Origin of the sequence: Streptomyces sp. NPDC002574, from assembly GCF_042889545.1 — a bacterium.
Classification (GTDB): domain Bacteria; phylum Actinomycetota; class Actinomycetes; order Streptomycetales; family Streptomycetaceae; genus Actinacidiphila.
Genome location: NZ_JBIARB010000006.1, coordinates 317,993 through 329,997 on the forward strand (window position 1 = coordinate 317,993; position 12,005 = coordinate 329,997).

The window sequence follows — 12,005 nt, forward strand, 5'->3', positions numbered from 1 at the left end:
TCCGCCGGCCGGTTCTTGATCGCTGCCGCCGAGGGTAATCCGCGGGGTCGCGCCGCTCACGGACACCCCCGGCCGGGCGGCTCGGCCGATCAGAGCTCCGGCCGTGCGTCCGCCTCCGGGATCGTCTGCTCGGTCCAGATGCTCTTCCCGTACGGGGTGTAGCGGGTGCCCCACCGCTGGCACAGCGCGGCGACCAACTGCAGTCCGCGGCCACCCTCGTCGCTGGGGGCGGCGTGCCGGATGCGGGGGGTGGTGAGGCTGCCGTCCGACACCTCGCACACCAGGTTGCGGCTGCGGATCAGCCGCAGGCCCACCGGTCCGCGCGCGTGCCGGACGACGTTGCCGACCAGCTCGCTGGCGATCAGCTCCGTGGTCGTGACCAGGTCGTCCAGGCCCCACCGCTCCAGCTGCCGCCGTACGTGGTCCCGGGCCTGGCCGGCCGCGACCGGCTCCTCGGGCAGCGACCAGGAGGCCATGTCCTCGGGGGCCAGCGCGTGGGCGCAGGCGATCAGCAGCGCCGCGTCGTCGCCGGCGTGCTCCTTGCCGAGGCCGAGCGCGGCGCACACCTGCTCGCACAGCCGCTCCAGGCGGCGCACTTCGAGCCGCCGGTCGTCGTGCCGGCCACCGCCGCCGGGCGCCGAGGGCGTGAGGGCGAGGGCCTGGGTCAGCACCTCGGCGAGCTGGGCCATCCCGGTGTCGATGTCCCGCCGCGAGGACTCGACCAGGCCGTCGGAGTACAGGGCCAGCAGACTGCGGTCCGGCACCTCCAGCTCCACCAGCGCGAACGGCGGGGTGGCCGCGCCCAGCGGAGGGTCGGGCGGGCCGCCGAGGAACTGGACGGTTCCGTCGGGACGGACCAGCGCGGGCGGCGGATGGCCCGCCCGCGCCAGGGTGCAGCGCCCCGCGGCCGGGTCGTACACGGCGTACAGGCAGGTCGCGTAGAAGTCGTCGCCGAGGTCGCTCACCAGGTCGTTGAGGTGCGCCATCAGCTCGTCGGGCGGCAGTTCCAGACCCGCCAGGGTGTGCACCGCGGTACGCAGCCGGCCCATCGTGACGGCCTCCGAGATCCCGTGGCCCATGACGTCGCCGATGACCAGCGCGGTACGGTCGGCGGAGAGCGGGATGACGTCGTACCAGTCGCCACCCGCCGTCGTGCCCTCGGTGGCCGGCAGGTAGCGCGCGGCGGCGGTGACCGCGGGCAGCACGGGCAGCGTGCGGGGAAGCAGTCCGCGCTGCAGCTCCTGGGCCCGGCCGTGCTCGGCGTCGTACAGCCGGGCGCGCTCCAGCGCCTGGGCGATCAGCCCGGCGAGCGCGGTGAGCAGGGTGCGCTCCTCCTCGGTGAACGGGCGCGGCTCGGAGAAGGAGAGGACGCAGCAGCCGACCGGTTTGCCGGAGACGATCAGCGGCAGGAACGCCCAGGCGTGCTTCTGCGCCCATTCGCGCAGCTCGGCGCGGTTCGGGTAGAGCGAGACGTACTCCCGGGCCGAGGTGATGTAGAGCGGCATCCGGTCGCGGAGGGCGTCGGCGCCCGGGGTGCCCGGGGTGAGCTGCTCCCGGCCGGTGCGCCGCATGAGGTCCGGGGGGTAGCCGACGAAGCCGACGGCGCGCAGGAAGTCGCCCTCCAGGGTCTGGATGATCAGACCGGTCGCGTCGAACAACGGCAGGACCCGCTCGGCGACGGCGTGCACGACGTCGTTCACCGTCACCGCCTCGGCCAGTGCCGTGGTCAGCCGCCCGATGTGCGCGGCGCGGTCGGCCGCGGCCTGCGCGGCCTTGGCCTGCGCCTCCTCCGCCCGGCGCTGCTCGGACACATCGGTGAGGTACACCGTCAGGCCGTCGGGCACGGGCATCACCCGGGCCCGGTACGTGCGCTGCCCGCCGTCCCAGGCGATGTCACCGCTGACCGGGCTCCCGGACACGGCGGCCTCCCGGCAGCGGGCCTCCAGCCCCGAGGGGCCGACCCCGGGCAGGTCCCACAGGATCCGGCCGCCGGTCCTGCCGTGGGCGCCCAGCAGCCGATCGGCCTGGCCGTTGGCGAACACGATCCGCCCGTCCGGGGCCAGCGCCAGGAAGCCGTCGCTCATGTGCCGCAGCGCGCGTCCCACCGTGTCCATCGCGACCCGGGTCTCGGTGCTGTCCCACAGCACCCCGCGCAGCAGCAGCGGCCTGCCGTCGTCGCCGTGCACGCTGCGTCCGCGCGCCTGGACCCAGCGGAAGCCGCCGTCGGGGCGCCGCACCCGGTACTCGGAGGCGTACCCGCCGACCGCCCGGGCCGCGTCCTCCGCGTCGGCGATCACCCAGGGCAGGTCCTCGGGGTGCACGAGTTCCACCCAGGTCTCGATGCGCCCGTCGTACAGGTCGGGGGGCATGCCGAAGACGTGCTGCGCGGTGTCGTCGAGGAAGGCCTCGCCGGTGCGGACGTTCCACTCCCAGGTGCCCACGCCGACGTCGGTGGCGGTGGTCGGGAGCCGGGTGCCGGGCCTGCGCTCGGCCAGCCGCCAGCGCTGGCGCGGCTCGGCGGGCGCGGGCCGGCCGAGCCGGTCGGCGACCCAGGCCGCGATCCGCTCGAGCAGGTCCCACTGGGCGTCGGTGGGCGGCAGGTCGCCGGCCGTCACCACGGACAGCGCGCCGAGCGGGCCCTCGGGGCCGGGCAGCGGGACCGCCGCGACACCGGAGCGCGGCGGGAGCGGGCCCGGGGTGACCGCGGTCGTGGGCAGCCACAGCCGGGTGTTCTCGGCGGTGGCCCTGCCCGGGGCGGTGCGGTCGTGGTCGGCGAGGTAGACCCAGCCCCGGGTGAGGTTCCTGGGCAGCCCGATGCTGGTCGAGAGCCGCAGCGGGATCCCGCCGCGGGCCTGCCGTCCGCGCAGGTGCACCAGCCCGCCCAGCCCTGCCAGGGCGCCCACGGCCTGTTGCAGCCCCAGCCGCAGCGCATCGCGTTCGCCCTGATCGTCGCCCGTGGACAGGAGCAGCCGCAGCCTGTCCTCGCCGGGCTGCTCCGATGGCGCTCGCGGTTCCTGGGCGGAGGCTTCGTTCGGGATCATGCCCTCATTCCGTCGGATACTCCTCCCGAGGCCAACATAGCGCCGAGCGCGCGCGCCGTCAGTGCGAGTCGGCTCCGCACCGGGCCGGGTGCGTGCCGCCCGTGCCGGGAGCGCGGGGGCGCAGCCGCGCCCGTCGGCGGAAGTCCCGCACGCTCCCGGGGCGGGTCACGACGCGGCGGCGGTCGGCCGGGGCGCTGCTGCCCAGGGCGCAGGTTGTCGCGATCCCGGCTCCGCCGAGGGGCGGGCGGCTGCCGCCTGTGCCGGGGTTGCGGGTCGTGTCCTCGACTCCGGCCCGCGCGGGTGCCGCTCCTGCGCGGGAGCGTCGGCGGGCGCCCCGCGAGCCATCGGGTCGGGCAGGACCGGTGGCGCTGTCACCAGGGGCCGCCCGTGCCAGGAGCGTGGGCGCCGCCGCCGTCACGGGCCGCGTCGCGGGTGGCCTGGTGCGGGACCGACGGGTCCCGCACCAGGTGTTGCTCCGTCAGGTGTCCTGGTGGTCCACATCCACCGTGACGCCCATGACGTGGCTGTACAGCTCCGCCTCCGCGAGCAGCGAGCGCGCGACGCTGGACGCCTTGCGGAAGCCGTGCCCCTCGCCCTCGAAGAGGAGATAGCGGTGCCACAGCCCGCGTGCCGCGACCGCCGCGACGATCACCTCGGCCTGGTCCGGGCGGCAGATGAAGTCGTCGGCGCCCTGCAGCATCACCAGGGGGCTGCTGATGCGCGCCGCGTTCGCCAGCGGCGAGACCCGCTCGTACCGCGCGCGGTCGCGGGGGAGTTCGCCGATGAGGCTCTGGATGTAGCGCGACTCGAAATCGTGCGTGTGGCCGCCGGACCAGGCCAGGGGGTCGCTGATCGGGTAGTACACCGCTCCGCAGGCGAACACGTCGGTCGAGCTCAGGCAGGCCAGCGACGTCCACCCGCCGGCCGAGCCGCCCCGGATCGCGGTGCGGGCGGGGTCCGCCAGGCCGAGTGCGGCCAGTTCGCGGGCCACGGTGACGCTGTCCTCGACGTCCACCACGCCCCAGGAGTGCCGGAGTCGGTCGCGGTACTCACGGCCGTATCCGGTGGAGCCGCCGTAGTCCACGCTCGCCACCGCGAAGCCCCGACTGCAGAAGAGCGAGAACTCCAGGTCGGGGGTGGCGCCGGTGCTGCTGGTGGGGCCGCCGTGGACGTGGATCAGCAGGGGTGGCGTCTCGCCGGCCGGTCCCTCGACGTCCGGGTTGACCGGCGGGTAGTAGACGTAGTGCACCTCACGGCCGTCCGCCGCGCGGGCGGTACGGCGCTCCGGGACCGAGTGAAAGGCGGCGTACGGGGTGCGGCCCGCCGGAGCGCAGTCGACGGCCGGGGCGGGGGGCGTCCCCGCACCGGGCAGGGGCACCCGCAGCACGGTGCGGCCGCGGTCGGCGGCGCCGGCGAGGAGCACGGCGTGCGTGTCGTCGGCCCACAGGTCGGAGCCGAACTCGGTCCATCCCGGGGCGAGTTCGGTGAGCGTTCCGGTGCCCGGACGCCAAAGGGTGAGCTGCTGGTCGCCGAGGCCGTGGCGCAGGACGACGCCCGCGGCGGTGACCGCGAACCAGCTCTGCCCGACCCGCCACAGCGCGCCGGCGCACTCCCGACGCATCGGCAGGACGCACTCGACAGCGGCGTCGGCTGCGGCGTCGGCGTCGTGCGGCCTCAGCGAGACGCGGTGCAGATTCCACCAGCCGTCAGGGTCCGCCATCGCGTACAGCGTGTCCGGGCCGGCCCATTCCGCCTGCGGCACCGACACCCCGTCACCGCCCAGGACGCGTACGGCGCCGACCGCGACACCGTCCACCAGGTTGGCGACCATCAGGTCGGTGGCGTCCCACGGCATCAGAGGGTGGTCCCAGCCGATCCAGGCCAGCCGGCGGCCGTCGGGGCTGACGCGGGCACCGGACAGGAAGTGGTGCGAGCGGGCGACCACCCGGATCGCTCCGGGGTCGTCGGCCGCCGCCCCGGACAGGGGTACGGCCACGATGTCGCGGCGGGTGCGGGGGGCCGGGTCGTCGTCCCCGGGACCGGACGGCGCGGTCGTCACCTCGCGGACGCACCAGACCTCCGACCCGTCCTGACTGATCGTCATATCGACGTAGCACGTGGTGGCTTCGGGGCCGTCCGGTGGCGTCAGCGGACGCGGCTCCGGCTCGGCCGGTACGTCGGGGGCCGCGGCGTCGTCGTGGAGGGACGCGACGTCGGCGCGGTACAGCCGCTGGTCGCGGTGGTCGGTGAAGACCAGCAGGTGGTGGTCGGCTCCCGGTCGCAGGACGTAGGGACGCCCTCCGTAGCCGAGCGCGCGGTTGCGCACGGACCAGCCCTCGCCCAGCACCGGCCGCGGTTCCGGCGCGGACGGACGCGTGCGCAGCAGCCGTACGGTGGCGGTCCGCGGATCCAGGGCGCACCACCAGGTCTCCGCCCCGGCGCCGGAGGGCCAGCTCTTGGACCCCGAACCGGCCGCGACCATGTCCGCGGTGATCGGTGAGGGCCACTCCCCGTGGGGCAGTACCCGCTTGTGGCCGGGGTCCTGCCGCACCGGACGCTCCTGATGTACCTGACGCTCCGTCAACGCGGGCTCCCCTTGAGGTCGACGGCCCGTCCGGCCGCGTCGCGGGCCAGCAGATCGGCCGCGGTCTCCCGGCGCACCATCAGCCGGGCGCGGCCGTCGGCGACCGCGACCACGGCAGGGCGCGGCTGGAAGTTGTAGTTGCTGGCCATCACGTGGTGGTAGGCGCCGGTGGCGGGGACGGCGAGCAGATCGCCGACCGCGACGTCCCCGGGCAGGGCGATGTCGGGCACCACGATGTCACCGCTCTCGCAGTGCTTGCCGACGACGACCGAGTGCCGGGGCGGTGCGGCCGGGGTGCGGTTGGCGGTCCAGGCCGTGTACTGGGCGGCGTACAGCGAGGGGCGCAGGGCGTCGCTCATGCCGCCGTCGACGGAGACGAAGCGGCGCCGCAGGCCGTCCTTGACCACGCCGACCCGGTAGAGCGTCACCCCGGCCGTACCGATCATCGACCGGCCGGGTTCGACGGCCAGGTGCACCTCGCGGGGATCGAGCACCTCGGCGATCCCCGCCCGCAGCGCGGCGACGGCGTCGGCCGGACGCAGCCGTGGGCGGCCGGGGAGGTAGGGGATGCCGGCGCCGCCGCCGAGGTCGATCTCCGTGACGGTGATGCCGTGGCGCTCGGTGAGCGTCCGCACGAAGCCGGCGATCCGGGCCGCCGCCGTGCGCAGCCCAGCGGTGTCCACGATCTGCGAGCCGATGTGCGAGTGGACACCCACGAACCGCAGCCCCGGGGCGCGGTGGGCGGCCAGGGCGGCCCGCTCGGCGTGGCCGCCGGAGATCGGGAAGCCGAACTTGACGTCGTCGCTGCCGGTCGCCATGTAGTCGTGGGTGTCGGCCGCGACCCCGGGCGCGATCCGCAGATAGACGTCCTGGACCCGGCCGGCGGCGTGCGCGAGGGCGGCCAGTCGCTCGATCTCCTCCAGGCAGTCGACGACCACGACGCCGACCCCGTGCCGGACGGCGGCGGCGAGTTCGGCCGGGAGCTTGTTGTTGCCGTGCATGACGACCCGGGCCGGGTCGAAGCCGGTGCCGACGGCGAGTTCGAGTTCGCCCTCGCTGCACACGTCCAGGTGCAGGCGCTCCGCGTCCACCCAGCGGACCATCTCGGCGCACAGGAAGGCCTTGGAGGCGTAGTGCACCCGGTCGGCCCCGGAGGCCCGCCACTGGCGGGCCCGTTCCCGGAAGTCGGCCTCGTCGACGACGTAGAGGGGTGTGCCGCACGCCTTGGCCAGAGCGGGCAAGGAGACCTCGCCGACGCGCAGTTCACCGTCGACGGTGCGGGCGGTCAGCGGCCAGACCTCGGGTGCATCCTCCGGTCCGGCGGCCGGGGCCAGACCGTCGGCCGCCGCCTCGTGCGCGGCGGACACGCTGCCGGCGGCGGACGCCTGGCGCGGGGCGGGCGGGGCCGCGTGGGCCGATGCCATGGGCGCTACTCCTCGCTGAGGACGACCAGCAGCAGCAGGTCGTCGCTGGACTCGGTGATCTGGTGTTCGTCCGACGCCGCCAGGTGACAGACGTCGGCGGGGCGCAGGTGGTGCACGATGTCGGCGACCCGCACGGTGCATCCGCCGGCGAGCACGACGAGGACCTCCTCGCCCGGGTGGCGGACCGGCTCGCCGTGGTCGCCGGGATCGCCGTGGACCAGCCGGATCTGGAGCCGGGACGCGCCGCTCGCGGTGCGGTCCCAGATTCCGGAGTGGCCGGGCACCTGGGCGAGCAGCGGGGCGGCAGCGAAGCGCGCCGGGAACGCGGGGGCGCTCCCGGCCTCCCCTTCTGCCGCGCCGAACAGTTCGGCCACGCCGCACCCGAGGCCCGCGGCGACCTGTGCCAGCGTGCGCGCGGTCGGGTTGGCCGATCCCGACTCGATCTGGGAGATGTAGGCCGGGGAGAAGCCCGCCCGGCCGGCGACGGTCGACAGGGTCAGGCCGGATGCCCGTCTGACCTGGGCCACCGACCCGGCGAGTGTGGCGATCGCCCGGTTCGCGGCCTCGTCCAGCGCGGCACGGGGCGACCCGTCCGGCGGTGGTGATGCCTCGGGTGATTCAACCCTTGACGATGTCATCGGGCGACAGTAATACTCGCCGAGCACTTAGGGCAATCGATCCGTCAGATGCATTAACTCCCAGTAAATTGACCTCGCTTAACGGATCAGCTCACCGCGAATCGGACACGAGGGAGGGTCGCGGATGGCCACGGCATTCGCCCCCACGCCGGTGCTCACTCTGCTGAGGACTGCGGCCGCGCAGTGCGGCCCTGCCGGTGAGCGCCTCGTCGCGGTCATCGCCGCGGACTACCCCGCGGCGCTGGAACGCAGACCGGCCCAGTTGCTCCGTGCCGCCGGTGCAAGGTCCGAGGACATCGACCGACTGCTGGCCATGGCCGGGTTCGCCGACACCGACGATCTGCGGCGTCAGGCCGGCCGGGAGGCGAACCGCCGGCTCACCCCGCCCGATCTGCGGTTCACCCGCCGGGACGGCGAGGCGCAGGACCGTTCTCCGCTGCGCCGCACGCTCGACCGGGAGCAGCAGAACCTCGCCGGCACGCTCAACTCACTGCAGGCCAACGGTGCCCTGGAGTTGGCGGCCGAGGCGATCCTCGCCGGCCGCCGCCGCTGGATCTTCGGCGACCTCAAGTCGATCGGCTACGCGGCGCTGCTCGCCTCGGACCTGACCTCGTCACTGCGTGACGTCACGCTGATCCAGCCGGGCAGCGGGGCGGCCGTCAATGCGATCAGCGATGCTCACCCCAGCGATGTGCTTGTGGCATACAGCTTTCGCAGTTACAGTCAGCTCACCCTGGGCGTGGCCCGGCAGTTCCAGGCGCTCGGCGCGACGGTGATTGCCCTCACCGACAGCTACGACAGCCCGGTCTGCGCGACCGCGCACCACGTGCTCGCCATCAACACGACAAGCGAGTCGCCGCGTCACTCGCCCACAGCGGTCACCGCGGTGGGCCACATCCTGGCCTCGCTGGCCGCCGCGGGCGCGAAGGGCGCCGGCCGCCGCGACCGGCGACGGGCCGAGCTCGCACGGGCGCTGCAGTGCTACGCCGACGATGCCGCGCCGACCGACGTTGCCCCCCTCCCGCAGGCAGACCCCGAGAGAAGCACCTCGTGACCGCACAGCCCGCACCCGCGACGCCCGAGCACGACGCCATGGCCGCCGACACCGTCGACCTGTGCTCCCGTCTCATCACCTTCGACACCAGCAACTTCGGGGGCGGCGACTCGCGGGGCGAGCGTGCGGCGGCGGAGTGGGTCGCCGAGACCCTCACCGACGCGGGATTCGCGCCGACCGTCCTGGAGTCCGCCCCCGGCCGGGCCAGCACCGTCGTGCGCATCCCCGGCACCGACCCCTCCGCCCCGGCCCTGCTGGTCCACGGCCACCTGGACGTGGTGCCGGCCGAGCCCGCCGATTGGAGCTTCGACCCGTTCTGCGGAGAGGTGCGGGACGGGGCCGTCTGGGGCCGCGGCGCCCTGGACATGAAGGACATGGACGCGATGATGCTGGCCGTGGCCCGGTCGTTCGGGCGCACCGGCCACCGGCCGCCGCGCGACATCGTCATGGCCTTCGTAGCGGACGAGGAGGACACCGGCGCGTACGGCGCGGGTTTCCTGACGGACAAGCACCCCGACCTCTTCGAGGGCGTCACCACCGCGATCAGCGAATCCGGCGGCCACGCGGTGCACCTGCCGAACGGCACACGGCTGTACCCGATCGCCACGGGGGAGCGGGGCAGCGCCTGGATGACCCTCACCGCCCGCGGGACCGCGGGCCACGGCTCCCGGCGCAATCCGGACAACGCTGTCAGTGCGCTCGCCCGTGTGCTCGCGGAACTGTCCGCCCACCCCTGGCCCGTGCACATCACGCCCACCGTGCGCGCCCTCCTCGACGGGCTGAGCGCGCACCTCGGGATCGAGGTCGACCCGGCGGACCCGGCCTCCCTGGCCCGGCTCGGCGAGGCCGCCCGGCTGGTCGAGGCGACCGTGTCCAACACCCTCAACCCGACCATGCTGCAGGCCGGCTACAAGCACAACGTCATCCCGAGCGAGGCCACCGGCGGCGTGGACGGCCGGATTCTGCCCGGAGCCGAGGACGCCTTCTTCGAGGTCGTCGACGGCATCCTGGGCGACGCGGTGACCCGGGAGTTCGCCAGTTTCGCCGCCCCGGTCTCCGCCGACCACACCACCGCCGAGTTCGCCGCGATGGCGGCGGCGCTGCGGGCCCACGACCCAGAAGCGCTGGTCCTGCCGTACTGCATGTCCGGGGGCACCGACGCCAAGGCGTTCGCGCGGCTGGGCATCGCCGGCTACGGCTTCGCCCCCGGCACCACTCCACCGGGTTTCTCCCACTGGGACTTCGTGCACGGCGTCGACGAGCGGGTGCTCGTGGACAGCCTTGCCTTCGGAGTCCGGGTCCTCGACAGCTACCTGCGAACGGACCCTCGTACCGGCTCGGCCCGCTGAGCCGACGTCCCCCCTGCCCTGGCACGACCACGGCACTGAAAAGGAGAAGGATTCCGTGACGATAGGCACTGCCACGCCCTTGAGGCCACGCGGCCGCGGATTCGCACGCGCCGCGTCCGCTCTCGGCGCCACCCTGCTGCTCGGCGCGGCGACGATCGGCACCGCGCCGACGGCGTCCGCCGCGCAGGGCACCACCCTGCGGTCGGCGATGGCCGGCCAGGTGGACTCCCTGAATCCCTTCCTCGGGTACCTCAAGGGCTCGCTCGACGTCTACGCAGCTGTCTATCCGACCCTCAACACCCTGAAGGCCGACGGCACCCCCGGTCCGTACCTCGCGACCTCGTGGAGCACCTCGCCGGACAAGCTCACGTGGACGTTCAAGATCCGGGACGGCCTGAAGTGGAGCGACGGCAAGCCGCTCACCGCCGAGGACGCCGCCTGGACGCTCAACCTCATCATGACCGATGACATCGCGGGCACGGCCAACGGGTCACTGGTCGAGAACTTCGCGTCGGTCTCCGCCCCCGACCCCACCACGCTGGTCATCAAGACCAAGGCGCCGCAGGCGAACATGCTGTACGTCAGCATCCCGGTCAGCGGTATCCCGATCGTGCCGAAGCACATCTGGGAGTCGCACGTCGCCGGTCTCAAGGACTACACGAACGACAGCTTCCCGCTCGTCGGCTACGGCCCGTGGACGCTGACGCAGTACAAGACCGAGCAGTACGCCAAGTTCGACGCCAACAAGAAGTTCGTCCTGGGCGCCCCCAAGTTCGACCATCTGATCCAGCAGTCCTTCAAGACCTCCGACGCCGCGGTCGCCGCGCTGCGCAGCGGTCAGCTCGACTTCGTCAACAACGCCAGCCTCAACTCGACGCTGTACGAGTCGCTGAAGGGCCAGAAGTCGGTCCAGACCTTCCAGGAGGTCGGCAACCGCTGGACCGCCGTCGAGATCAACGCGGGCGCCAAGACGCGGACCGGCAAGAAGATCGGCACCGGCAACCCGGCGCTGGCCGACGCGACCCTGCGCACGGCGATCGCGCTGGCCACCGACAAGCAGACCCTGGTCGACAAGGTGCTCGGCGGTCTCGGCACGGTGAGCCACAGCTACCTGCCGCCGGCCTGGCCGCAGTGGTCCTGGAACCCCGCCGCGGGGGAGAAGCTCGACCACGACCCGGCCAAGGCGAACCAGATGCTGGACGACGCCGGCTACACCAAGGGCCAGGACGGCGTCCGGACCGACCCCAGGACCAAGAAGCCGCTGGTCCTGCGCCTGGGGATCCACTCCGACACCTCGCGTGACACCCAGGTCTCGACCTATATGTCCGGCTGGCTGAAGCAGATCGGCATCAAGGTCGACATCCAGGCGCTGAGCTCCACCAAGCTCAACGACGACCTGGCCAAGGGCGACTGGGACATGCTCATGGACTCCTGGAGCACCGGCGCGGACCCGACATACCTGCTCGGCATCCAGACCTGCGACGCCCGGCCCAACGACGACGGCTCCGCCGGCAGCACCGACGCCTTCTTCTGCGACCCGGAGTACGACCGGCTCTTCAAGCAGCAGGTCATCACCTTCGACCCGGCCGAGCGGGCGAAGATCATCGGCCAGATGCAGTCCATCCTCTACAAGGCCAACAGCGACCTGACCCTGTACTACGCCAACGGCCTGAACGCGGTGCGCAGCGACACGGTGACCGGCCTCGCCGAGGGCAAGCCCGACGCGGACGGCCTGTACCAGCCGCAGACCACCTTCTGGAACTTCCTGAACGCCACCCCGGCGGCGGGCGGCAAGGCGGCCTCCTCCTCCGGCAACGGCACGCTCATCGGCGTGGGTGTCGCGGTCGTGGTCGTGATCCTCGCCGGCGCCGTGTTCGTGATCAGGCGCCGGGCCGGCGCGGACGAGCGTGAATAG

General features: G+C 73.5%; 7 protein-coding genes. 3 read left to right on the forward strand and 4 right to left on the reverse strand.

Annotation, left to right across the window (positions count from 1 at the left end; all coding sequences use genetic code 11):
* Nucleotides 1-89 precede the first annotated feature (89 nt).
* The 4 genes from ACFYXS_RS16540 to ACFYXS_RS16555 all read right to left on the reverse strand — a co-directional run bounded on the left by ACFYXS_RS16540 (nucleotide 90) and on the right by ACFYXS_RS16555 (nucleotide 7,687).
* Nucleotides 90-3,041: a SpoIIE family protein phosphatase gene (locus ACFYXS_RS16540; protein WP_389248513.1), complete on the reverse strand. Its 2,952-nt coding sequence runs from the start codon at nucleotides 3,039-3,041 to the stop codon at nucleotides 90-92.
* Nucleotides 3,042-3,519: 478 nt separating this feature from the next.
* A complete protein-coding gene (locus ACFYXS_RS16545; protein WP_389248515.1) occupies nucleotides 3,520-5,592 on the reverse strand; it encodes a prolyl oligopeptidase family serine peptidase in 2,073 nt (690 codons plus the stop codon).
* 29 nt (nucleotides 5,593-5,621) lie between these two features.
* A complete protein-coding gene (lysA, locus tag ACFYXS_RS16550) occupies nucleotides 5,622-7,049 on the reverse strand; it encodes a diaminopimelate decarboxylase (RefSeq protein WP_389248517.1) in 1,428 nt (475 codons plus the stop codon).
* A gap of 5 nt (nucleotides 7,050-7,054) precedes the next feature.
* Nucleotides 7,055-7,687 carry a helix-turn-helix domain-containing protein gene (locus ACFYXS_RS16555; protein WP_389248519.1) on the reverse strand — a complete coding sequence of 211 codons (633 nt, stop codon included), beginning with the start codon at nucleotides 7,685-7,687 and terminating at the stop codon, nucleotides 7,055-7,057.
* A gap of 124 nt (nucleotides 7,688-7,811) precedes the next feature.
* On the opposite strand from ACFYXS_RS16555, the gene ACFYXS_RS16560 reads away from it, so the two are divergent.
* Genes ACFYXS_RS16560 through ACFYXS_RS16570 form a run of 3 tightly spaced genes read left to right on the forward strand, consistent with a single transcriptional unit; the run spans nucleotide 7,812 to nucleotide 12,005 of the window.
* A complete protein-coding gene (locus ACFYXS_RS16560) occupies nucleotides 7,812-8,741 on the forward strand; it encodes a MurR/RpiR family transcriptional regulator (RefSeq protein ID WP_389248521.1) in 930 nt (309 codons plus the stop codon).
* 38 nt (nucleotides 8,742-8,779) lie between these two features.
* The gene (locus ACFYXS_RS16565) at nucleotides 8,780-10,090 is read left to right on the forward strand and encodes a M20/M25/M40 family metallo-hydrolase (RefSeq protein WP_389248878.1); all 1,311 of its coding nucleotides are present in this window, start codon (nucleotides 8,780-8,782) and stop codon (nucleotides 10,088-10,090) included.
* 55 nt (nucleotides 10,091-10,145) lie between these two features.
* Nucleotides 10,146-12,005, forward strand: a complete 1,860-nt coding sequence (locus ACFYXS_RS16570; protein WP_389248523.1) for an ABC transporter substrate-binding protein — start codon at nucleotides 10,146-10,148, stop codon at nucleotides 12,003-12,005.